This window comes from Agrobacterium radiobacter, assembly GCF_040801995.1.
Classification (GTDB): domain Bacteria; phylum Pseudomonadota; class Alphaproteobacteria; order Rhizobiales; family Rhizobiaceae; genus Agrobacterium; species Agrobacterium radiobacter.
Genome location: NZ_JBEGHX010000001.1, coordinates 1,082,935 through 1,105,578, shown reverse-complemented (window position 1 = coordinate 1,105,578; position 22,644 = coordinate 1,082,935). Strand labels below are relative to the sequence as shown.

22 protein-coding genes are annotated in these 22,644 nt (G+C 59.0%); 6 read left to right on the top strand and 16 right to left on the bottom strand.

The window, feature by feature from the left end; all coding sequences use genetic code 11:
- Nucleotides 1-7: 7 nt before the first annotated feature.
- Complete coding sequence (locus MRBLRC7O_RS05595) at nt 8-577, bottom strand: P-loop NTPase family protein (protein WP_035212510.1); 570 nt, start codon at nt 575-577, stop codon at nt 8-10.
- 249 nt (nt 578-826) lie between these two features.
- On the opposite strand from MRBLRC7O_RS05595, the gene MRBLRC7O_RS05590 reads away from it, so the two are divergent.
- The 3 genes from MRBLRC7O_RS05590 to MRBLRC7O_RS05580 all read left to right on the top strand — a co-directional run bounded on the left by MRBLRC7O_RS05590 (nt 827) and on the right by MRBLRC7O_RS05580 (nt 2,889).
- Nucleotides 827-1,003: a hypothetical protein gene (locus MRBLRC7O_RS05590; protein WP_003496171.1), complete on the top strand. Its 177-nt coding sequence runs from the start codon at nt 827-829 to the stop codon at nt 1,001-1,003.
- Nucleotides 1,004-1,131: 128 nt separating this feature from the next.
- Nucleotides 1,132-1,866: a helix-turn-helix transcriptional regulator gene (locus tag MRBLRC7O_RS05585; protein WP_003502611.1), complete on the top strand. Its 735-nt coding sequence runs from the start codon at nt 1,132-1,134 to the stop codon at nt 1,864-1,866.
- A gap of 93 nt (nt 1,867-1,959) precedes the next feature.
- On the top strand, nt 1,960-2,889 hold the full coding sequence (locus MRBLRC7O_RS05580) for a DMT family transporter (protein WP_003502610.1): 930 nt from the start codon (nt 1,960-1,962) through the stop codon (nt 2,887-2,889).
- A 199-nt stretch (nt 2,890-3,088) separates the two neighbouring features.
- On the opposite strand, the gene lipA is transcribed toward MRBLRC7O_RS05580, so the two are convergent.
- The 11 genes from lipA to MRBLRC7O_RS05525 form a co-directional block, all read right to left on the bottom strand.
- Complete coding sequence (gene lipA, locus MRBLRC7O_RS05575; protein ID WP_003502609.1) at nt 3,089-4,060, bottom strand: lipoyl synthase; 972 nt, start codon at nt 4,058-4,060, stop codon at nt 3,089-3,091.
- A gap of 104 nt (nt 4,061-4,164) precedes the next feature.
- The gene (locus tag MRBLRC7O_RS05570) at nt 4,165-4,413 is read right to left on the bottom strand and encodes a GlsB/YeaQ/YmgE family stress response membrane protein (protein ID WP_003502608.1); all 249 of its coding nucleotides are present in this window, start codon (nt 4,411-4,413) and stop codon (nt 4,165-4,167) included.
- A 96-nt stretch (nt 4,414-4,509) separates the two neighbouring features.
- The gene (gene lpdA / locus MRBLRC7O_RS05565; protein WP_003502607.1) at nt 4,510-5,955 is read right to left on the bottom strand and encodes a dihydrolipoyl dehydrogenase; all 1,446 of its coding nucleotides are present in this window, start codon (nt 5,953-5,955) and stop codon (nt 4,510-4,512) included.
- A gap of 60 nt (nt 5,956-6,015) precedes the next feature.
- Nucleotides 6,016-6,660, bottom strand: coding sequence for an SGNH/GDSL hydrolase family protein (locus tag MRBLRC7O_RS05560; RefSeq protein ID WP_003502606.1), 645 nt, complete (start codon nt 6,658-6,660; stop codon nt 6,016-6,018).
- A gap of 12 nt (nt 6,661-6,672) precedes the next feature.
- Nucleotides 6,673-8,022, bottom strand: coding sequence for a pyruvate dehydrogenase complex dihydrolipoamide acetyltransferase (locus MRBLRC7O_RS05555; RefSeq protein WP_003502605.1), 1,350 nt, complete (start codon nt 8,020-8,022; stop codon nt 6,673-6,675).
- Between the two features lie 14 nt (nt 8,023-8,036).
- Entirely contained in the window at nt 8,037-9,458 is a 1,422-nt protein-coding gene (locus MRBLRC7O_RS05550) for a pyruvate dehydrogenase complex E1 component subunit beta (RefSeq protein ID WP_003502603.1), read from the bottom strand.
- A 17-nt stretch (nt 9,459-9,475) separates the two neighbouring features.
- Nucleotides 9,476-10,519, bottom strand: coding sequence for a pyruvate dehydrogenase (acetyl-transferring) E1 component subunit alpha (gene pdhA, locus MRBLRC7O_RS05545; RefSeq protein ID WP_003502601.1), 1,044 nt, complete (start codon nt 10,517-10,519; stop codon nt 9,476-9,478).
- A 153-nt stretch (nt 10,520-10,672) separates the two neighbouring features.
- A complete protein-coding gene (locus MRBLRC7O_RS05540) occupies nt 10,673-10,990 on the bottom strand; it encodes an FtsB family cell division protein (protein WP_003502598.1) in 318 nt (105 codons plus the stop codon).
- A gap of 304 nt (nt 10,991-11,294) precedes the next feature.
- A complete protein-coding gene (gene eno / locus MRBLRC7O_RS05535) occupies nt 11,295-12,569 on the bottom strand; it encodes a phosphopyruvate hydratase (RefSeq protein WP_003502596.1) in 1,275 nt (424 codons plus the stop codon).
- A 147-nt stretch (nt 12,570-12,716) separates the two neighbouring features.
- Nucleotides 12,717-13,562, bottom strand: coding sequence for a 3-deoxy-8-phosphooctulonate synthase (kdsA, locus tag MRBLRC7O_RS05530; RefSeq protein ID WP_080866119.1), 846 nt, complete (start codon nt 13,560-13,562; stop codon nt 12,717-12,719).
- Complete coding sequence (locus tag MRBLRC7O_RS05525) at nt 13,562-14,440, bottom strand: VOC family protein (RefSeq protein WP_080866118.1); 879 nt, start codon at nt 14,438-14,440, stop codon at nt 13,562-13,564. The genes kdsA and MRBLRC7O_RS05525 overlap by 1 nt, the downstream gene beginning before the upstream one ends.
- Before the next feature lie 211 nt (nt 14,441-14,651).
- On the opposite strand from MRBLRC7O_RS05525, the gene lexA reads away from it, so the two are divergent.
- Nucleotides 14,652-15,374: a transcriptional repressor LexA gene (gene lexA / locus MRBLRC7O_RS05520; RefSeq protein ID WP_020810865.1), complete on the top strand. Its 723-nt coding sequence runs from the start codon at nt 14,652-14,654 to the stop codon at nt 15,372-15,374.
- A gap of 400 nt (nt 15,375-15,774) precedes the next feature.
- Nucleotides 15,775-16,452 carry a glutathione S-transferase family protein gene (locus tag MRBLRC7O_RS05515; RefSeq protein ID WP_003502589.1) on the top strand — a complete coding sequence of 226 codons (678 nt, stop codon included), beginning with the start codon at nt 15,775-15,777 and terminating at the stop codon, nt 16,450-16,452.
- Between the two features lie 19 nt (nt 16,453-16,471).
- On the opposite strand, the gene MRBLRC7O_RS05510 is transcribed toward MRBLRC7O_RS05515, so the two are convergent.
- Nucleotides 16,472-18,904 carry a ComEC/Rec2 family competence protein gene (locus MRBLRC7O_RS05510; RefSeq protein ID WP_080866117.1) on the bottom strand — a complete coding sequence of 811 codons (2,433 nt, stop codon included), beginning with the start codon at nt 18,902-18,904 and terminating at the stop codon, nt 16,472-16,474.
- A 306-nt stretch (nt 18,905-19,210) separates the two neighbouring features.
- Between MRBLRC7O_RS05510 and gltA the strand changes: the two genes are divergently transcribed.
- Nucleotides 19,211-20,500, top strand: coding sequence for a citrate synthase (gene gltA, locus MRBLRC7O_RS05505; protein WP_080866116.1), 1,290 nt, complete (start codon nt 19,211-19,213; stop codon nt 20,498-20,500).
- 76 nt (nt 20,501-20,576) lie between these two features.
- Here the strand turns inward: gltA and MRBLRC7O_RS05500 are convergent, their stop codons facing one another.
- From MRBLRC7O_RS05500 to MRBLRC7O_RS05490, 3 genes are read right to left on the bottom strand one after another with little or no spacing between them, the layout of a single operon-like run.
- Nucleotides 20,577-21,311, bottom strand: a complete 735-nt coding sequence (locus tag MRBLRC7O_RS05500; protein WP_060726176.1) for an amino acid ABC transporter ATP-binding protein — start codon at nt 21,309-21,311, stop codon at nt 20,577-20,579.
- Nucleotides 21,289-21,948 carry an amino acid ABC transporter permease gene (locus MRBLRC7O_RS05495; RefSeq protein WP_003502581.1) on the bottom strand — a complete coding sequence of 220 codons (660 nt, stop codon included), beginning with the start codon at nt 21,946-21,948 and terminating at the stop codon, nt 21,289-21,291. Before MRBLRC7O_RS05495 ends, MRBLRC7O_RS05500 begins: the two co-directional genes overlap by 23 nt.
- A complete protein-coding gene (locus MRBLRC7O_RS05490; RefSeq protein ID WP_003502580.1) occupies nt 21,945-22,616 on the bottom strand; it encodes an amino acid ABC transporter permease in 672 nt (223 codons plus the stop codon). Before MRBLRC7O_RS05490 ends, MRBLRC7O_RS05495 begins: the two co-directional genes overlap by 4 nt.
- Nucleotides 22,617-22,644 lie beyond the last annotated feature (28 nt).

Sequence of the window (22,644 nt, the reverse complement as noted above, 5' to 3'; positions counted from 1 at the left end):
GCGGCAGTTAATCCTCGATAACGAGAAGATCAAGAAGGCGGCGAAACTGTTTTCGGCTTTTCAGCTGGAATACCGGCACATCAGGACCATAAAGCGCGAAATTCTGCTCGAAAATCGGGGCATGGCGGCGTTCGAAATTCCAGATATAGCGCAGGAAATCGATGTCTATCCTTTCGGGACATCCCTCCGCCATTTCGGGCCGCGCCTTGCCGTAACCCTTGATCGCCCGGCTGACGGCGCCCCACAGGCAGAGCCAGCGCGGCATGCGCACCCAGAGAACGATGTGGGACCTCGGCAGGCGCATATCGAAAGACGACGGGTTGCTGCCGTCCATCAGCCAGCGCTCTTCGGTGATGATGGCGGCTATCCTCTGCCGCTGCTCATGGCGGGCGCGCGCCTGCCAGCCGGGCAGCCAGAAAATCTCCCGATCCATGGAGATATAACGAAGCCCGAAATTGCCCGCGAGCTTCTGCGAAAGCGTCGACTTGCCGCCGCCGGAACAGCCAACGACCAATATGCGCTGCGCGCCGGCGATAATCGCGGCAGCATCTTCTACCCTGTGAAGATAGTTCGGCATTTGATAGACCTCATCCAACCGCTGGATATATTTCTGCCACCCGGTCATAACCCTTGAGCGATATCGTTACCGCGCATGGCAGTTACGGAAAATTGACTATTGTAACTCCGTCGCAGGGATTGCTATTTATTTGCGACTAATATTACACCCATTGGATGCAACGGCGCTGGAAGCTCCCAATTTCACCCAGCGTATTCATCCTTGGGTTCAGACCCGATACATAACCGCTTTGAGCCACTGAGTGAGCCGATGGACGATTTTTCCAACATCATCAACCTTCTCGAATCCGCAAAACAACTCGCATCGATGAACGGCATGCCGGTGCTTGCCTATCTTATCGATGTCGCGAAATGCGAGGCGAGAGAAAACAAGCCGGTTCTGCGCAAGCGCAAACGCGGCGAATCGACCGCCAAGGAAGACTGTTAATTGCCGGCGCGCAGAGCCGACGGATAAAGCCGACTGGCCCAATCTTCAAGACGATGTCATAATCAAACAATGAAACCGGCCGCTTTTTCGAGGCGGCCATTTCTTTGCACAATGGAAACGACAGCGTCATGACAGCCGCATCCGCCGATATCAGAACCTACAGGGAAGAAAGACCGAAGGAACGGCATGGCTTCGTTCAGATCGTTCTTCCGGTCTCCGGGCGTCTGCTGATCGATGTAGCCGGACGGCAGGATGAATTGTCGACCGGGCGCGGCGTCTTCATCCATCGCGACACACCGCATACCCAGGAAGCGACAGCGAGCAATCACTCACTGGTGGTCGATATCGATGAAAGCGCCCTTCCCGCGCAAACCCTCGAAAAATTCGCCCGTTCGCCGTTTCTCGACATAGCGCAGGATACCCGGCAATTGATCGCCTATATGCGCGGCATCATCGGAGCGGATGGGCGGCGCGACGATATTGCCGGTCTGTGGGCGCCGCTGCTGATCGACAGCCTAGCCGATGAACGAACCGATATCCGCCAACGCCTGCACAGGCTCGCCGCGGTCGTCAGGGCGGAACCGTTCTTCCCCTGGACCATCGGGATGCTTGCCTCCTGCGTGACGATCAGCGACAGCCGTTTGCATGCTCTGTTTCTCGAGGAATTCGGCCTCCCGCCTCACCGCTGGCTGGCCGGGCTGCGCATGGACAAGGTCTTGGTATTGCTCGACGATTCCGCCCTGCCAATTGCCGAGATTGCCCTGCGGGCCGGCTTTTCCGACCAGACGGCACTGACGCGCGCCATGCGCAATGCGGTGGGTGAAACGCCCGCTGCCTATCGCCGAAACCGCGGCATTCATTAGAACCGTCGACACGGTCATCAGGAGTTTTTGTCAAGACAGCCGGAAAGGGCTGTGGCACATCGCAGGCAAATGCGAATGCGGATGTGACAGGACATGAACAGGACAGGTCTCGGTGTTTTTTATGGCATGCTGGCGGGAGCGATGTGGGGAGGCATCTTTCTCGCCCCCAAACTCGTGCCGGACTTTTCCGCCCTACAACTGTCGACGGCGCGTTACCTCACCTACGGGCTGATTTCCCTCATCATCATCGGACCGCGCATCAGGCGGGTTTCCGCCCGTTTTGGCATACAGGAATGGTTTGCGCTCGGCTGGCTGAGCATGATCGGCAATATCGCCTATTATGTCTTCATATCGACAGCCGTTAAACTCAGCGGTGTCGCTTTCACCTCCATCATCATCGGTTTCCTGCCCGTCGCCGTCACCATCATCGGCAGTCGCGACCACGGCGCGGTATCGCTGCGGCGGCTATGGCCGTCGCTTGTTTTCGGCGCGATCGGCATTGTCGGCATTTCCTGGCAATCGCTGGTGCAAGGCGATGGTGGGCTCAATGTTTCACGCGTCATCGGCCTTGCCTGCGCACTCGGCGCACTTGCCTCGTGGACGGCCTTCGCCGTCGGTAACGCGCGCTGGCTTTCCCGCCTTCACGATGTCAGCGCCGATGACTGGAACATGATGACGGGTGTTGTGACCGGCGCGCTGGCTCTGGCGCTGGCAATTCCGGCTTTCGGCTTTGGCGGCGCAAGCCACACTTCAGGCGACTGGCTGCATTTCGCCGCCGTTGCCGCAGGCCTCGGCGTCACCGCCTCGATCATCGGCAATGCGCTATGGAACCGCATGAGCCGGCTTCTGCCGCTCACCATGGTCGGACAGATGATCCTGTTCGAAACGCTGTTTGCGCTGCTTTACGGTTTTCTCTGGGAGGGACGTGGCCCGACGCTGGTTGAGGTCGTCGCGATCTGCTCAGTAGTGCTGAGCGTGGTGCTGTGCATGCGGGCGCATCGCCCGACGAAGGTTGTGGCGTAATTAGCTTAAGGGCCGAAGACAGGCGATTGAGCCATTTCGTAAGAATCGCCTCCAGCTCAACGTCATCCTCGGGCCCGTCCCGAGAATCCAATCACGTATCGTAAAGTACAGAGGTTGCAGATGCTCGGGACAAGCCCGAGCATGAGAGCGTGCAAAACGTGCGATGACACGTCGTTTTGCCCAGCCTTTCCGCCCCTGATTACTCAGCAGCAGTCAGCAGCTTCTTCTCGCGGGCCGCACGCAGGCGCTCGAAATCGTCGCCGGCATGGTGAGAGGAGCGGGTCAACGGGCTCGACGAGACCATCAGGAAGCCCTTGGTGTAGGCCACCGTCTCATAGGACTTGAATTCCTCCGGCGTCACGAAGGCCTCGACCTTGTGGTGCTTGCGGGTCGGCTGCAGATATTGGCCGATGGTCAGGAAGTCCACGTCGGCGCTGCGCAGGTCGTCCATCAGCTGCAGCACTTCGTTGCGCTCTTCGCCAAGGCCGACCATGATGCCCGACTTGGTGAACATGGTGGGATCGAGTTCCTTCACCCGCTGCAGGAGGCGCACGGAGTGGAAATAGCGCGCGCCGGGGCGAACCGTCAGGTAGTTGCCAGGAACGGTTTCCATATTGTGGTTGAAGACATCGGGCTTGGCGGCAACAACACGTTCCAGCGCGCCCGGCTTCTTCAGGAAGTCAGGCGTGAGGATTTCGATGGTCGTCGTCGGAGACGCGGCGCGGATCGCCCAGATCACCTTCTCGAAATGTTCGGCGCCGCCATCGGCGAGGTCATCGCGGTCGACCGAGGTGATGACGACGTGGGAAAGGCCCATCTGCTTGACGGCCTTGGCGACGTTCTCGGGCTCGTCCATGTCAAGCGGATTGGGTTTGCCGGTCGCGACGTTGCAGAAGGCGCAGGCGCGGGTGCAGATTTCACCCATGATCATGAAGGTCGCGTGCTTCTTGTCCCAGCACTCGCCGATATTCGGACAGCCGGCTTCCTCGCACACCGTGACCAGCTTGTGCGAACGCACCAGTTCGCGCGTCTCGTGATAGCCCTTGGAGGTCGGCGCCTTGACGCGGATCCATTCCGGCTTGCGCATGACCTCGGTATCGGGCTTATGCGCCTTTTCCGGGTGGCGAATACGCTTTTCTTCGGACGAAGTCCTGTCGAGAATAGTGACCATTTAAAACCTGCTTCCATCGCCTTTAGCGATCTAAACATCTGTTGGCCGGATGCTTTAGAACAATTCCAGAAAAAGCGTAAGCCCCTTCCGGTCACGAAGCCTTGTCAGCGCCGCACCAGCTTCGCCAGAAACAGCAGCAGGCTGGCGCCGAGGAAAGACGTGACAAAGTAGCCGAGCCTGCTGTCCTGCACGAAAACATCGAAGGTTCTCAGCACCGCAACAGCCACCACCGAACCGACGATGCCGAGGACGATGTTCATGAAAACGCCGAAGCGCATGTCCATGAGCTTGCCCGCAAGCCAGCCGGCGAGACCGCCGATGATGATTGCTGCAATCCAGCCTACACTTTCCATTCCACGCTCCCTGAAAGAACCGGCCCCTTGAGCGACCTGCATCGAGACATATGGGACACCCGGCAAGGTTAGACAATGCCGGGTATCACGGAGCAATTATGCGTTCAGCACACGCCCATAGGCGTCGAGCACGCTTTCCTTCATCGACTCCGAAATGGTCGGATGCGGGAAGATCGTGTGCATCAGGTCTTCTTCAGTGGTCTCAAGGTTCATCGCAACAACGAAGCCCTGAATGAGTTCGGTCACTTCCGCACCGACCATATGCGCGCCAAGCAGTTCACCCGTCTTTTTATCAAAGATGGTCTTGACCATGCCCTGATCTTCGCCGAGCGCCACGGCCTTGCCGTTCGCAGCAAAGGAGAAGCGACCGACGCGGATATCGCGGCCCTGTTCCTTCGCCTTGGCTTCGGTGAGGCCGACAGAGGCGACCTGCGGGTTGCAATAGGTGCAGCCAGGAATCTTGAGCTTGTCCATCGGATGGACATTCGGCAGACCGGCGATCTTTTCGACGCAGATGACGGCCTCATGCTCCGCCTTGTGGGCGAGCAGCGGCGGGCCAGCAACATCGCCGATGGCGTAGATACCAGGTACATTGGTCTTGCCGTAACCGTCGATGACGATGAAGCCGCGATCGGTCTTCACGCCTGCAGCCTCAAGCCCGATGCCTTCGATATTGGCGACGACGCCGACGGCGGAAATCATGCGGTCGGCCGTGATCTTTTCGGAAGAACCATCCTTCTTCTCAAGCGTCGCGGTGATGGAGTTCGCGCCCTTCTCGACCTTGGAAACCTTGGTCTCCAGATGGATTTTCATGCCCTGCTTTTCGAGCTGCTTCTTGGCGAAGGTGGAGATTTCCGCGTCTTCAACCGGCATGACCTGGCTCATGATTTCGACGACGGTGACGTCGACGCCCATGGTGCGGTAGAAGCTGGCGAATTCGATGCCGATGGCGCCCGACCCCATGACGAGCAGCGACTTCGGCAGTTCTTCCGGCTTCATCGCCTCGAAATAGGTCCAGATCAGCTTGCCATCCGGCTCGATGCCCGGAAGCGCGCGCGGGCGTGCGCCGGTGGCGACGATGATGTGCTTGGCGGTATAGGTGCCCTCGCCCAGCGTGTTTTTCGGCACGGGACCCTGCGGCTGAACCACCGGCTTGGTGGACTTTCCGACAACGATTTCGCCCGGCTTGGTGATCTTGGCTTCACCCCAGATGATATCGACCTTGTTCTTCTTGAACAGGAAACCGACGCCATTGTTCATGCGCGCAGCAATGCCGCGCGAGCGCGCCACAATCGCCTTGACGTCAGGCTTGATCGAGCCTTCCAGCGTCAGACCGTAATCCTTGGCGTGGGTGGCGGTGTGCATGACATCGGCGGTGCGCAGCAGCGCCTTGGTGGGAATGCAGCCCCAGTTGGAGCAGATGCCGGCCAGATGCTCGCGCTCCACGACCGCAACCTTCATGCCGAGCTGGGCTGCGCGGATCGCGGCAATGTAACCGCCTGGTCCCGAACCGATGATGATGACGTCATAAGATTGAGCCATTGGAAATCCTGCCTTGTCTTATTCGGGTGACGGCAAACCGCCCCGAAACGAGAATGAGTGTCAAAGTCCGAGCATCATGCGGACGACAGGCTCCAGCCCGCGCCCGATGGCCCGCGTGTTTTCAGCGTCGAGATGGACGCCGTCCACCGGCGTCGTGCGGGCGACAGACCCGGCATCGAAAAATCCGCAGTCGAGGTCGTCGGCAAGGTCCCGGTAAACGGAAGCCAGCATCGCCGACTCATCGATTGCATCGCGAAAGATCGCGCCCATGACAGGGTTTGCCGTCTCACTGAGTTGCGGTGGCGCGACGATCAGCACGTCAGGCGCTTCCCAGTCCGTAACTTGCCAGACATGGTTGCGCGTGAGCTTCACCAGCCGCTCGATACCCTTCATGGCGACAATCGCCGAGCCGTGGATCGACGGTTTCATGTCGTTGGTGCCGAGCATGATGATGACGAGATCAAGCGGCGCATGGCTGTGCAGCAGCGTCGGCAGAAGCCGCGCGCCGTTGCGGTCGCAATCGGCCGTCAGGTCGTCATAGGCGGTGGTGCGGCCGCCAAGACCCTCATGGATCACATGCACGTCGGAACCGAGCGCCTTCTGCAAGACGCTCGGCCAAAGATCGTCATGGCTGTGCCGGCCACCCGTTTCCGCATCAGATCCCCAGGTCAGGGAATCGCCAAAGCAGAGGACCGACTTCACCATGTTATTCTCCGATCAAACCAGCATGCCCATCGGGTTTTCGATGTAGCGCTTGAAGGCGCCGATCAGTTCGGCTCCGAGCGCGCCATCGACGCAGCGGTGGTCAGTGGAAAGCGTGACCGTCATGACATTGGCGATCTTGATCTCGCCGTTCTTCACGACAGCGCGCTGTTCGCCCGCACCGACAGCCAGGATGGTGGCATGCGGCGGGTTGATGACGGCGGAGAAGCTCTTGACGCCCATCATGCCCATGTTGGACACGGCCGTTGTGCCGCCCTGATACTCCTCGGGCTTCAGCTTGCGCTCTTTCGCGCGCTTGCCGTAGTCCTTCATCTCGTTGGAGATGGTGGAGAGCGACTTCTCTTCCGCCTTGCGGATGATCGGCGTAATCAGGCCACCCGGAATGGAAACGGCAACGCCGACATCCGAATGCTTGTGCTTGACCATGTTGCTTTCCGTCCAGGAGACGTTGGCATCAGGCACGTCGCGCAGCGCGAGAGCCAGCGCCTTGATGACCATGTCGTTGACCGAAAGCTTGTAGGCGGGCTTGCCGTCCTTTTCGGGAGCGGCGGCGTTGAGCTGGGCGCGCAGCGCCAGAAGCGTATCCAGTTCGCAATCCACGGAAACGTAGAAATGCGGAACGGTCTGCTTGGATTCGACCAGACGCTTGGCAATGACCTTGCGCATGCCGTCATGCGGCACCAGCTCGTAGGAACCCGGCTCGAACAGCTTGAGAACGGCTTCGTCGGACGGACCCTTGGCAAGTGCCGGAGCCGGTGCGCCTGCGGATGCTGCGGCGGCAGGAGCTGCCTTCGCACCACCGGAAGCGGCAGCCTTTTCCACGTCGGTCTTGACGATGCGGCCATGCGGGCCGGACCCGGAGACGGCCGTGAGGTCGAGACCGGCTTCCTTGGCAAGACGACGGGCAAGCGGCGAAGCGAAAATGCGCTCACCAGACTTTGCCACCGGAGCCGGTGTGGAAGCTGCGGCTGCCTGATCGGCTACAGGCTTTTCAGCTTTGACTGGCGCAGCTTCGCTCTTCTCTTCCTTCGGTGCCTCGGCTTTGGCCTGAGACGGAGCAGGCGCGGCATTGCCGCCCTGTGCCGCCTCGGCGACATCTTCGCCTTCCGCAGCGAGGATGGCGATCAGGGCGTTGACCTTGACCGCTTCAGTGCCGGCGGGAACGACCAGCTTGGCGACCGTGCCCTCATCGACGGCTTCCACTTCCATGGTCGCCTTGTCGGTCTCGATCTCGGCAATCACGTCACCGGGTGCGACCTTGTCGCCTTCCTTGACCAGCCACTTGGCCAGATTGCCCTCTTCCATGGTGGGAGAAAGGGCAGGCATGGTGATGTTTATCGGCATCGAAACGCCTCCCCTTACTTGTAGCAGACGGTTTTGACGGCCTGAACGACTTCATCGACGTTGGGCAGAGCCAGCTTTTCGAGGTTTGCCGCGTAAGGCATTGGAACGTCCTTGCCGGCGATCGTCAGGATCGGCGCATCGAGATAGTCGAAAGCGGCGCGCATGACCTGGTTGGCGATGAAGTCACCGACCGATGACTGCGGGAAACCTTCCTCGACCGTGACCAGACGACCGGTCTTCTTGACCGATTCGATGACGGTGGGCAGATCCATCGGACGGATGGTGCGCAGATCGATCAGTTCGACGTCGATGCCCAGCTTTTCGAGTTCCGCAACCGCCTTGATCGCGTAGGTCATGCCGATGCCGAAGGAAACGATGGTCGCGTCCGTGCCCTTGCGATGAATGCGCGCCTTGCCGATTGGCAGCACGAAATCATCGAGCTTCGGTACTTCGAAGCTCTGGCCGTAGAGAATTTCGTTCTCAAGGAAGATGACCGGGTTCGGATCGCGGATAGCCGCCTTCAGAAGACCCTTCGCGTCGGCAGCCGTATACGGCATGACGACCTTGAGGCCCGGAATATGGCTGTACCAGGCGGCATAACACTGCGAATGCTGAGCGCCAACGCGGGCGGCAGCACCCGAAGGACCGCGGAACACCATCGGCGCACCCATCTGGCCGCCCGACATGTAAAGTGTCTTCGCTGCCGAGTTGACGATCTGGTCGATCGCCTGCATGGCGAAGTTGAAGGTCATGAATTCGACGATGGGCCGCAGGCCCGTCATTGCCGCACCAACGCCGATACCGGCAAAACCGTGCTCGGTGATCGGGGTGTCGATGACGCGGCGTTCGCCGAATTCCTGCAACAGGCCTTGGGTAATCTTGTAGGCGCCCTGATATTCGGCGACTTCCTCACCCATGACGAAGACTTTTTCGTCGGCGCGCATTTCTTCGGCCATGGCGTCGCGCAGCGCTTCACGCACCGTCGTCATCACCATTTCCGTGCCTTCAGGAATATCCGGATCGGCAGCGACTTCGATCTTAGGTGCTGCCGGAACCTTTGCGGCTTCCTTGGCAGCGCTCGGCTCCTCGGATGCTTCGCGGGTCTTGCCGCCTGCGGCATCCGAATCGGAATTTGCAGCTTCAGCCTTCGGCTCTTCCTTCTTGGCGGAAGAAGAGATGTCGGCAGCGCTTTCGCCTTCCTGGATGAGAACGGCGATCGGCGTGTTGACCTTGACGCCTTCGGTGCCGGCGTCGATCAGCAGCTTGCCGATAACACCTTCATCCACAGCTTCCACTTCCATGGTCGCCTTGTCGGTCTCGATCTCGGCAATCACGTCGCCGGATGTGACCTTGTCGCCTTCCTTTTTAAGCCATTTGGAAAGCGTGCCTTCCTCCATGGTCGGGGAAAGGGCGGGCATAAGAATTTCTACTGGCATGGGTTTCCCTTTCCCGATCAGAGCAGAATGTCGGTGTAGAGCTCGGATACATCCGGCTCTGGGTCGTTCTGGGCGAAGTCTGCGCTATCGGCGACGATATCACGGACATCCTTGTCGATGGCCTTCAACTCGTCTTCGCTTGCCCAGCCCTGCTCCAGAAGCCGTGCCTTGACCTGCTCGATCGGGTCATGTTCGGAGCGCATCTTCTGCACTTCGTCTTTCGAACGGTATTTCGCCGGGTCGGACATGGAGTGACCACGGTAACGGTAGGTCAGCATTTCCAGAATGATCGGCCCCTTGCCGGAGCGGCAATGTTCCAGCGCCTGATCGGCGGCTGCCTTTACGGCGCGCACATCCATGCCATCCACCTGGATGCCGGGAATGCCGAAGGACTGGCCGCGCAGCGAATAGTTCGACTGTGCGGTGGCGCGGGCGGTCGAGGTGCCCATGGCGTAACGGTTGTTTTCAACGATATAGATGATCGGCAGTTTCCAGAGAGCGGCCATGTTGAAGCTCTCGTAGACCTGACCCTGGTTGGCGGCGCCGTCACCGAAATAGGTCACGGAGACATTGTCGTTGCCGCGATATTTATTGGCGAAGGCTAGACCGGTTCCGAGCGAAACCTGCGCACCGACGATGCCGTGGCCGCCGTAGAAATGCTTCTCCTTGGAGAACATGTGCATCGAGCCGCCCTTGCCTTTCGACAGGCCGCCCTTGCGGCCGGTCAATTCGGCCATGACGCCACGCGCGCTCATGCCCAGAGCCAACATATGGCCGTGGTCACGGTAAGCGGTGATGACCTGATCGCCTTCCTTCTGAGACATCTGCATGCCGACAACAACGGCTTCCTGACCGATGTAGAGGTGACAGAAACCACCGATGAAGCCCATGCCGTAAAGCTGGCCGGCTTTTTCCTCGAAGCGACGGATGAGAAGCATCTCACGATAGGCGTGAAGCTCTTCTTCCTTCGAAAAGTCCGGGCTGTTCTTACCGGTGAATTCGCCTGCAGCCTTTGCCGTTGTCTTTCGGCCGGATACGGTCGCTGGTTTTCGCGGCGCCATTCATCCCTCCCTGAGTTGCCGTTTGAATGGATAGAGTGGCGCGTACCATATGCAAGAAAATGCCATGCAGCAATGCTTTAAACGCATGGCACATATTCACGCTAAAGTGCTGTGAATAAATCACAAATCATTAATTAACTTGATTTCGGTTAATTAGAAGTAGGTATTCATGATGACAATTTCGTCCGTACGGGACATATTGAGCTGATAGCGCGAAATCTCGTCGATCATGTCCCGCTCAAGCGAGCCGTCGCTCATCAATTCCACCTGCCGCTCAAGCGCCACGCGCGCCTGCGTGAGCTTTGCGAGCTCCGCGGTGCGGGTAATGCGCTGCCGCTCCAGCCGCTCCGTCGCCTGCAGGCCGAAGTCGCCATGAATGGAATGATACCCGAAATAGGAAAGAAAAGCGATCGTGATGGCCGGAACGATCAAACGGCCGAATCGTCTCTTTTTATGATGTCTGGTCCACATGCCGGAGAGAAGCCTTAAAACGCACAACGTGATTCTGAGACTAAGCCGGATTGTTTAACTATCCGTTGACCTTAAATTCCTGTCGGCTGACGGACGCAAAAAAGCCCGCCGGAAGGCGGGCTACGTTTGCAAAGAAAGTTCTCCTCTCAACTTCGTCATCCTCGCCCTTGGGACGAGGATCTATAAGTGGTTTGGAAGGTGGATCCTCGGGTCAGGCCCGAGGACGACGTCTCATGCGTGGACACGTCTTTCACCAACCTCAGCCCGCCAAGCGGCGGGCCACGTCGCCAAACCTGAACGCGAATTATCCGCGCAGGATCGAACGGCCGGCGTAAGCGGCCTGCGGGCCCAGCATTTCCTCGATACGGATCAGCTGGTTGTACTTCGCGAGCCGGTCGGAACGGGCAAGCGAACCGGTCTTGATCTGACCGCAATTGGTGGCAACCGCGAGATCGGCGATGGTGGAATCTTCCGTTTCGCCCGAGCGGTGCGACATGACGGCGGTGTAACCGGCCTTGTGCGCCGTTTCGACCGCATCCAGCGTCTCGGAAAGCGAACCGATCTGGTTGACCTTGACGAGGATGGAGTTGGCAACCCCCATCTTGATGCCGTCGCGAAGACGTGCGGAGTTGGTGACGAAAAGATCGTCGCCCACCAGCTGGCACTTGTTGCCGACGAGATCGGTCAGCGTCTTCCAGCCTTCCCAGTCGTCTTCAGCCATGCCGTCTTCGATGGAGATGATCGGATACTTGCCGACCAGATCGGCGAGATATTCAGCCATCGCGCCCGGCTCCAGCGTGCGGCCTTCGCCTTCGAGAACGTATTTTCCGTCCTTGAAGAATTCGGTCGATGCACAGTCAAGACCAACGAACATGTCGTCGCCCGGACGGTAACCGGCCTTTTCAATCGACTTCATGATGAAATCGAGCGCAGCCGGCGCACTTTCGAGGCCCGGTGCAAAACCGCCCTCGTCGCCGACGTTGGTGTTGTGGCCCTGCGCCGACAGTTCTTTTTTCAGCGTATGGAACACTTCCGAACCCATGCGCACGGCTTCGCGGATGTTTTCCGCGCCGACCGGCAGGATCATGAATTCCTGGAAATCGATCGGGTTGTCTGCATGCGCGCCGCCATTGATGATGTTCATCATCGGAACCGGCAGCAGATGCGCGTTCGGGCCGCCGACATAACGGTAAAGCGGCAGGCCGGACGCTTCAGCGGCAGCCTTCGCAACGGCGAGCGACACGCCGAGGATGGCGTTGGCGCCGATACGCGACTTGTTCGGCGTGCCGTCGAGCGCGATCATCATCTGGTCGATCTGGATCTGGTTTTCAGCGTCGAAACCGCCAATCGCGTCGAAGATTTCCGTATTGACGGCTTCGACCGCCTTTTCCACGCCCTTGCCGAGATAACGCTTGCCGCCATCACGCAGCTCAACCGCCTCATGCGCGCCGGTGGAGGCGCCGGAGGGAACGGCGGCACGGCCCATGGAGCCGTCTTCGAGATAAACGTCGACTTCAACGGTCGGGTTGCCGCGGCTGTCGAGGATTTCGCGCGCGATGATATCGGTAATGGCAGTCATGGTCTCTCCCTTGGGAATGGAACAGATATTTTCCGTCGCCTGTCTTAGACGATGGCGAAGAAATTACAATGACGGTGGGCAGCGGAAACGGCCCGCCCGCCATTAAAATCGATTGGCACAAACGGCGCCCGCCGCAGCGGCCAGCCCTCAGGCTTTGGTGATGGCGTCGAAAGCCAGAAGCTTTTCGAGCAGTTTCGGCATGTCCTTCAGGTGCACCATGTTGGGGCCGTCAGACGGCGCATTATCAGGGTCCTCATGGGTCTCGATGAAGAGGCCGGCCACGCCGACGGCGACCGCCGCGCGTGCCAAGGTCTCGACGAATTCGCGCTGGCCGCCCGTGGAGCCACCCTGCCCGCCCGGCTGCTGCACCGAGTGGGTGGCGTCAAACACGACCGGCGCGCCAAGCGATGCCATGATCGGCAGGGAGCGCATGTCGGAGACCAGCGTATTGTAACCGAAGGAAGCGCCGCGCTCGCACAGAAGCACATTCGGGTTGCCGCTCTCATTAAGCTTGGCGAGCACGTTCTTCATGTCCCAGGGCGCCAGGAACTGGCCCTTCTTGACGTTGATGACACGGCCGGTTTTGGCGGCGGCGACGAGAAGATCGGTCTGGCGGCTGAGGAAAGCCGGAATCTGCAGCACATCCACCACCTCGGAAACGATGGCGCATTGCTCCTCGGTGTGAATGTCGGTCAGAACAGGAAAGCCGAATTCCTTCTTGAGATCAGCGAAAACCTGCATCGCGCTGTCAAGGCCGATACCGCGCTTGCCGGAAAGCGAGGTGCGGTTCGCCTTGTCGAAGGAGGACTTGTAGACAAGTCCGATCCCGAGGCTGTCGCAAAGCTCTTTCAGGACACCTGCAATCATGAAGGCATGTTCGCGGCTTTCCATCTGGCACGGGCCGGCAATCAGCGAAAAACGCTCGGCATTGGAGAAGGAAACCTTGCTGACGCCGTCGCCGGCGGTGACTTTGAGATTGTTCGTAACGCTCATCATTTTTCCTCGAAGGCGAAGGCAACGCCCTGACCGGGTGCCGCAGGCACCACCAGGCGACCGTCCGCTTTTGCGCAGGACACGCCATTAGCAGCAAGCGCCGCCTCTGTCACGGCAAGATCGTGCGACGAAAAGACGATGCCCGCACCGCGCAATCCGCCGCCGCTCCAATCAGGAGTATTCGGGGCCTGTCCGCTGAAATCAGGTTTTCCGGTCAATCTGATGCGCGCATTGTCGGTCGCGAAAACCATATCACCATCCGGAGATATTCTGCCCTCACAACCAAACACCGTTTCGATCAAGCGCGCCGCGTTCGGATCATCACCGGAGAACAGAACGATTTCACTGAGGCCGGAGACACCGTTGGCATGGCGCTCCAGCACTGTTCGATCGCCCGGCAGGGCCTGCAGCCGCTGACAACTAAACAGAAAGAAATCCGCCGCCCCGCTTGCCGCAAAAGCCAGCCGGAACGCCGCCTCGCTTTCCGATCCATCCGGCATCCGCACAGGCCGCGAAAACTGGAACACATCGCCCGCTGACACGCCAGACGTCAGAAACCTGTCATGGTCGGCAAGGGCATCTTCGGTTTTGGCGACAAGAGCCGAAAAACCCTCCCGCCCGTCACGTTGCCGGAAGGCCCTGTCCCTGCCCGTGAACACATCTCCCCTGTCTGCCGACGCATTATATTTAGCCGGATCAGCAATTACGAGCGGCTCCAGATAGGTCCCGTCGGTAAAAAAAACACAGGCATTTCGGGTGCCGAAAGGATGCAAAGCCTCCGGTGAGACCGTAAATCCAAGGCTGGCGAGACGTTTCGCGGCAACGCCGATATCCTGCACCGGCAGAACGAGATGATCGACGCTATGGGATTTCATCATGACCTGTTTCCTGCGCTGGCACTCCGCCCGGACATGCCTGGACGATTTGGGCCGCAGAAAAGCACAATCGTAGGCCAAGAAGCAAATCATCAAAACAACAGATAGCAGCTTCACGAAATTTTAGGGGATTGCGGAACACATATGGAACATATAGTGTTCGTTCTGTATTTGTTTCGCGACTTCCACTACGATTCTAAAGGGTGTTTTCCTCATGCTCACGCGCAAACAGCAGGAATTGCTTCTCTTCATTCATGAACGAATGAAAGAGTCCGGCGTGCCGCCATCCTTCGATGAAATGAAGGACGCACTCGATCTTGCCTCGAAATCTGGCATCCACCGCCTGATCACCGCCCTCGAAGAGCGCGGGTTTATTCGCCGGCTACCAAATAGAGCGCGAGCGCTGGAAGTCATCAAGCTGCCTGAGGCCTATACGCCGGGTGCAAGGCCGCAGCGCGGCTTTTCGCCGAGCGTCATCGAAGGCAGCCTTGGCAAACCCAAGGCGTCGGAAGCGGCCCCTGCCCCCAAGACGCCGGCCAATGATCTCGTCGGGGCCGTCACCGTGCCGGTCATGGGCCGCATCGCTGCCGGTGTGCCGATTTCCGCCATCCAGAACAATACCCACGATGTGGCCGTGCCTGTTGATATGCTGGGTTCGGGCGAACATTACGCTCTTGAGGTCAAGGGCGACTCGATGATCGAGGCCGGCATTTTTGATGGCGATACCGTCATCATCCGCAATGGCAATACGGCAAATCCGGGTGATATCGTTGTAGCGCTGGTGGATGATGAGGAAGCCACCCTGAAGCGTTTCCGTCGCAAGGGCGCCTCCATTGCGCTCGAGGCGGCAAACCCGGCCTATGAAACGCGTATTTTTGGACCGGACCGGGTGAAAATCCAGGGCAAGCTGGTCGGACTGATCCGCCGTTACCATTGATTCAAGGCATGGGGCCGCAATTCCTTTTGCTGCGGGCACCATCAAGAGGATGGCGCTCCCCTTATGGAGCATTGCAGCTTGCTCCTTGGAATGATGCGGTTCTGCATAAGTGAGAAGCGACATCGTCTGGCAGGTCCGCACATCTTTTATCGCGAAGGCCAGCAGGCAGCGGTAAGAAACAGATGATTGAAAATGAGCATCCTTAATTTCGTTGAGAAAGGATGCAGGTCATCAGTCTCGTCGCGGTGTGTTTCGTCGTTATCTCCGAATGGTGACCTGCAGGTGCTTCTTTTCTTCCTGTCCCACTCATCAATGCGGCTTATGGGAGCCATGGATTATTTGCAATATTCCTGGGCCCATCCGCCGGTATAGAAATGCGCATCATATCGGGGAACACGCCATGTACGATCTTTATATCGCCAACAAGAACTATTCCTCATGGTCACTGCGGCCATGGGTATTGATGCGCACGCTCGGCATTGCTTTCGATGAAAAACTCGTTCCCTTCGGCGAAGGCGTTTCCTTCTCCACCTTTTCGCCAACCGGCAAGGTGCCTTGCCTCGTTGATGAAGGCGTGACGGTTTGGGAATCGTTGTCGATCGCCGAATATCTGGCGGAGCGACATCAGGGCGTCTGGGCGAGCGACAAGCAGGCAAGAGCCTGGTCGCGTTCGGCTGCGAGCGAAATGCATGCGGGCTTTTTCTCGCTGCGCAATCTCTACCCCATGTCGGTCGGCATTCGCGTAAAACCGAAGGGTGGTGATACCGGGCTAGCGGCCGACATAAAGCGCGTTGATGCGCTGTGGAGCGAAGGCCTGGCAAAATTTGGCGGGCCCTTTCTTGCCGGCCAGAAATTTACGGCGGTCGATGCCTTCTTCTGCCCGGTGGCTTTCCGTTTCCAGACCTATGGCGCGGAACTTTCGCCCGCAGCGAAAGCCTATTGTGACCGGCTGCTCGCCCTGCCCGCCATGCGCGAATGGTACGAGGCCGGACTGAAGGAAACCTGGCGCGACGCGGCGCATGAAGAGGAAATCGGCGGGATCGGCGAATTGACGACGGATCTGCGCATCAAGGCCTGACGATCCAGGCTGGCGGCCCTCATTGTGGTGCCGCCAGCAACCGCGTGACGGCATCAGGGACCTCATGGTCAAAACGGCCGCTTTTCCAGTCGTAATAGCGATGTTCGCTCCAGGGCCTGTCCATGCCGGCTATCGCGGCGCGCAACCTGCCGACTACCGCTACCTGATCGCTGCCGGCAAAGTCTATTTCCAGTGAACCGATCCGGCGCAGGATATCGCGGTTAAGCAGAAGTGCGCCCGAGCGGCATTGGGAGAAGGATGTTCTGCGGGAAACGACGACAATATCGGCGATATCACATGCCTTTCCGGCAAATCGACCATCTTCCAGAACGATGATCCATTCGCCGCTTCCCGCGCGTGCGGCACACCATATGCCTTTGCTGCAGGTGAAAATACCGGGCTCCGCGTCTCTCAGGGCCACCGTCATCTGCCGTGTAACCGCCCTCATCTTTTCCGGATCAAGCTTCGCCTTGGTTAAAGCCACGGTGGTTGCCGCAGCCTCGCTCTTGAGAAAGACCGGCGGAACTGGCTGTTCCGGCAACAGCAGTGCCCTTTGCCACTGGTCATAAACGAAACCCTGCGGCCGTGTTTTCGTCGTGTAGGCTTTGCCATCCTCCAGCAGCGCCACCAGCATGCCATCCTCATGAACAAGCAGATGAGGCGGATTGCGATAGGCCGTGGCCGCCGACAGGCCAAAGGCGAGGACCAGAAACGGCAAACCAAGAAGCGCCAGCCGGCTGCGTAACAATGCCAGCAGCAGAAAACCAACGGAGGCAAGCCCCAGGAACCAGCCATGTGGCCGCCCCGTCGCAGCGCTTCCTCCCCAGGAGGCCACCTCCCGAGAAACTTCGATCACGAGAGCCATACCGTAACCCATGACCTTGAGGAACGGAGCATCGAGCCCGAAAGGCATCAGCAGCATGGCGACAAGGCCGAAAGGCATGACGATCAGCGACATGAGCGGCATGGCGGCCAGATTGGCAAAAAGTCCATAGGTGGTGACACGCTGAAAATGCTCGGCGGAATAGATCGCAGTCGAAAGACCGCCGATCAACGAGGTCGTGATGACTCCGCCGATGATGGCGCCCGCCGTTTGCGCCACCGTCATCCATGCCGGTTTGCGCCCGATGAACAGACGCTCGCGATCAACACGCCAGCGGCTCCAGGCGGCATAGGAGGCGACGAGCGCGATGGTTGCGGCAAAGGACATCTGGAAGCTCGGCCCCATGATTTCCGAGGGCGACAAGGCAAGAATGACCAGAGCGGAAAGCGCAACATTCCTGAGACTGAGCGAGGGTTGATCGAAGAGAACAGCGATCAGCATCACCGACATCATCAGCCAGGCCCGTTCGGCGGAGACGGCGAAACCGGAAATCAGATAATAGGCAAGCGTCATCAGGAGTGCGGCGAAAGCCGAGATCTTCTTGACGGGCCAGCGCTGCGCAAAGGCCGGAAAAAGGCTGAAGGCAAGCCTCAGCCCCACAAAAAATATGCCTGACGCGAGCGCCATGTTGAGCCCGGATATGGCGACGATGTGGGCAAGGCCGGAAAGCCGCAGCGCTTCCATCGTCCCGGCAGATATGGCCTGTCTCTCATCGGTGACGATGGAGGCGGCAAAGGCTCCGGCGTCCCCGCCGATGGTGTTGCGAATGCGTTCGGCAATGGCGGTGCGCAGGCCGTAAAGCCTCATATCGGCCCATTCCAGCCAGTCCGTTCCGGCGCTGATGTCATCTTCGGGTGATATGACCGTCTGTGGCGGCTTATAAAAGAAGCCCGTCGCGCCTATGCCCCTGAAATAGGAGGCAAAGGCGAAATCGTTGAGCCCCGGCAAAGCCGGGCCGGATGGTGGCGAAAGCCGCGCCTTACCACGAATGGTCGCGCCCAGTGCGACAGGCTCACCTCCCCCGCGTGAGAGAAGCGAGACCTTTTCCGGCGGGCGTGACAATGCCGGCGCCTCCGTCGCGGCAAGCCGCACCACATATCGCCAATCCCCGCGTGCATCGACCTCCCGGCGCGTCACCGTGCCTGTAATGGTAGTGGTGACGGGTGTATCCAGCACCACGGTTCCCACCCGCCGCGTTTCGACCTCGGCGAAAAGCATGCCCAGCAAGAACAGCGCGAAAAAGCCGCAGGCCGTCGCTGCCAGGCCCGAACGATATTTCGTGAAGGATGCCAGGCCCGCGGCAATGAGACATATGATTGCCAGAACAGGGAATGAAGGCGAGGTATCGAGGGAAAACCAGAAGATCGCACCACAGCCGATGAAGACCGGCACGAAAAGAAAATCGTGGCCGAATGCACGCTCCTCGGCGAAGCACGCGGCGATTTTTTGAGAGGCGACAGCTCGCAGTTTTGGCCTGCTGACAAGGGCGGGCGTATCATATGTCGCGACATCCCCGGCTCTGCGTAGCGGGAACAGAATCTCCGCCGTGCCGGGCAAGCCGCCCTGCATCGTTTCCGCATATCCGAAATGCTTTTTTTCCCCTTGACCAAGCACTCTGCGCCGCGCCCCTGCCGCACCGGAAACAGGTTTGCAGGCGGATGCGAGGGATTGCAATGCTTTCCTTTAACCCTGCGTTGACCGAGATCGAATTGCTATGATGATAAAGCGAAAAGCAACGCAATTGCGTATGCCGCAATGCACAATTTGACCTTTGGATAGCTTGGCATCGGCGCAAGGATCATATAGCTAATCGGTAGACGCTTAACCGCGGGGCGTGTCTCAACGCCCCCACCCGCATGTTTTCGGAGGATCAGTATGACGGAAAAAAGCGCTACAGTGACACTTGGCGAAAAACAGGTCGAACTCCCGGTCAGGGAAGGCACGATTGGACCAAGCGTCGTCGATATCGCCACGCTGTACAAGCACACGGGCTCCTTCACCTACGACCCGGGCTTCACGTCGACGGCCTCCTGCGAATCCAAGATCACCTACATCGACGGTGACGAAGGCGTTCTCCTGCACCGTGGTTTCCCCATCGAGCAGCTTGCCGAACAGGGCGACTTCCTGGAAACCTGCTACCTGCTGCTCTACGGCGAACTGCCGACGGCTGCGCAGAAGAAGGATTTCGACACCCGCGTCACGCGTCACACCATGGTGCATGAGCAGATGAGCCGCTTCTTCACCGGCTACCGTCGCGACGCGCATCCGATGGCCGTCATGTGCGGCACGGTCGGCGCTCTCTCGGCCTTCTATCACGACTCGACCGACATTACCGATCCGCACCAGCGCATGGTCGCTTCGCTGCGTATGATCGCAAAAATGCCGACGATCGCCGCCATGGCCTACAAGTACCATATCGGCCAGCCCTTCGTTTACCCGAAGAACGATCTCGATTACGCCTCCAACTTCCTGCATATGTGCTTTGCCGTACCGTGCGAGGACTACAAGGTCGATCCGGTTCTGGCCCGCGCCATGGACCGCATCTTCATCCTGCATGCCGATCACGAGCAGAACGCCTCCACCTCCACGGTGCGTCTTGCCGGTTCTTCGGGCGCCAACCCGTTCGCCTGTATTGCGGCTGGCATTGCCTGCCTCTGGGGCCCGGCTCATGGCGGCGCCAACGAAGCGGCGCTCAACATGCTCAACGAGATCGGCACGGTTGACCGTATTCCGGAATATATCGCCCGCGCCAAGGACAAGAACGATCCGTTCCGCCTGATGGGCTTTGGCCACCGCGTCTACAAGAACTACGACCCGCGCGCCAAGATCATGCAGAAGACGATGTACGAAGTGCTGGAAGCCACTGGCAACTCCGACGATCCAATCATGCAGGTTGCTCTGGAACTGGAAAAGATCGCCCTTTCCGATCCGTATTTCGTCGAGAAGAAGCTCTACCCGAATGTCGACTTCTATTCGGGCATCACGCTGAAGGCGCTCGGCTTCCCCACGACCATGTTCACCGTTCTCTTCGCTCTCGCCCGCACCGTCGGCTGGATCGCACAGTGGAACGAAATGATCGAAGATCCGCAGCAGCGCATCGGTCGTCCGCGCCAGCTCTATACGGGCGCCGGCAAGCGCGACTACGTTCCGGCTTCCAAGCGCTAAGCCGCGAAACCATTTGAGATCAAAGGCCGGCAGGTTTTCACCCGCCGGCCTTTTTTGTTGGGCGTCTGAGTGGTTCTTAGTGGCGCGCCGCAACGCCCAGGAACTGCTTGAGTTCGGGGGTTGCGGGATTGGCGAACACCTCTTCCGGCGGGCCAATTTCATGCACCCTGCCCTCATGCATGAAGACGACGCGAGAGCAGACGTCGCGCGCGAACTTCATTTCATGCGTCACCATCAAGAGCGTCATGCCTTCGGCGGCGAGTTCCCGCACCACGGCAAGCACTTCCGCAACCAGTTCGGGATCGAGCGCCGAGGTGATCTCATCGCAGAGCAAAGCGATCGGCTGCATGGCGAGGGCGCGGGCAATGGCGACGCGCTGTTGCTGGCCACCTGACAACTCATCGGGATAGGCATCGAATTTATGCGCCAGGCCAACCCGCTCCAGCATCTTGCGGGCAACGGCTTCCGCCTCCGGTTTCGACGTCTTCTTGACCACCATCTGTGACAGCATGACATTGCCGCCGACGGTCTGGTGCGGGAAGAGATTGAACTGCTGGAAGATCATGCCGACCTTCAATCGGAGTGCCTTGAGATGGAGATCGTCTTCGAGAAGCTGTGCGCCGGCGACCGATATGGAACCGGCCGAAATCGTCTCCAGCCCGTTGATGCAACGAAGCAGGGTCGATTTTCCCGATCCGCTCTTGCCGATGATGGCGATGACCTCGCCCGGCTCGACATCGAGATTGATGCCCTTCAGAACCTCGTTGCTGCCATAGCTTTTGCGGACTTCAGTGATTTCGATGAGCGACATTGAGCTTCCTTTCGAGGATCTGGCTGCTCTTCGACAGAGGCCAGCACAGCGCGAAATAGATGAGGGCCACGAGGCCATAAACGGTGAAGGGCTGGAAGGTGGCGTTGGTGACGACCGTGCCGGCCTTGGACAGTTCCACGAAACCGATGATCGAGGTCACCGCCGTTCCCTTGATGACCTGCACGAAAAAACCGACGGTCGGTGGAATAGCCACGCGCATGGCCTGCGGCAGGATGACGTAACGCATCTGCTGCAGGCGGCCCATGGCAAGGCTTGCCGACGCCTCCCATTGCCCCTTGGCGACAGATTCGACGCAGCCACGCCAGATTTCGGTCAGGAAGGCTGCTGCCCACAGGATCAGCGTCAGACCCGCCGCGAGCCAGGCCGGCACATCGATACCGAAAAGACCAAGGCCGAAAAAGGCGATGAAGAGCTGCATCAGCAGCGGCGTTCCCTGAAAAAGCTCGACATAATAGCGCGCGAAAACCCGCATCGATTTTTTCCGGGAAATGCGCATGAACAGCAGAAGCAGCGCCACCAAGCCGCCGCCGGCAAAGGAGACGAGCGAGAGCAGCACGGTCCAGCGCGTGGCAAGCAGCAGGTTTCTGAGAATATCCCAGGTGGAGAACTCGATCATCGGACACTCCTGCGCGGAAAAATGAGGTTGCCGCCCATCACCAGCACCTGCCGGAGAAGAATGGCCAGCACGAGATAGATGACGGTGGAGACCATGTAGGCTTCGAAGGCGCGGAAGGTGCGCGACTGGATGAAATTGGCCGCGAAGGTCAGGTCCTCGGCGGCGATCTGCGACACGACCGACGAACCGAGCATGACGATTACCACCTGCGAGGAGAGCGCCGGCCATATTCGTTGCAGGGAGGGAACCAGCACCACATGGCGGAAGGTTTCGAAACGGGTCATGGCAAGGCTTGCGCCAGCCTCGAACTGCCCCTTCGGCGTCGCCTGAATGCCGGCGCGGATGATCTCGCAGCTATAGGCCCCGAGATTGACCACCATGGCGATATTGGCAGCGCTCAGTTCCGACAGTTGCAAGCCAAGCGACGGCAGGCCGAAAAAGATAAAAAACAATTGTATGAGAAACGGCGTATTGCGAATGAGTTCCACATAGGTCGCGACCGGCGGCCGCAGCCATTTCGGGCCAAGCGCGCGCACCCAGGCACAGAATATGCCGAGCGCGATGCCGAGAACGCCGCCGACGGCGATCAATTCAAGCGTGACGGCGATACCCTTGGCGATCTGCGGATAATATTCGAGGAGCCATCCAAAATCGAATGTGTATTTCACCCGATGTTTCCTTCGGAAGAGGACAAAC